At 65.6% G+C, this 259-nt stretch carries 1 protein-coding gene; it reads left to right on the top strand.

Annotated elements, in window-relative coordinates; translation table 11 throughout:
* Positions 1-251 (top strand): potassium-transporting ATPase subunit C (locus KZZ07_RS27105; protein WP_219520096.1); only part of this gene is annotated, 251 nt, incomplete at its 5' end.
* Positions 252-259 lie beyond the last annotated feature (8 nt).

Here is a 259-nt window from a genome sequence, read left to right as displayed (position 1 = left end):
CACCGGTACCGGTGGACGCAGTCACCGCATCCGCATCGGGCCTGGACCCGCACATCTCGGTGGCCAACGCCCGGCTGCAACTGGCGCGGGTGGCGCGCTTGCGGCAGGTCCCCGAAACCGAACTGCTGCAACTGCTCAACGACCACACCGCCGCCCGCACCCTCGGTTTGCTCGGCGAGCCACGGGTGAATGTGCTGCAACTCAACTTGGCGCTGGATGCGCGTCAGCCCTCTATTGCGGTCAGTGAGTAAGAAATGTC

It is taken from the genome of Mameliella sp. CS4, from assembly GCF_019392335.1.
GTDB lineage: Bacteria > Pseudomonadota > Alphaproteobacteria > Rhodobacterales > Rhodobacteraceae > Antarctobacter.
The sequence above is the reverse complement of the archived record's forward strand: the minus strand, read 5'-3'. Positions and strand labels throughout refer to the sequence as shown.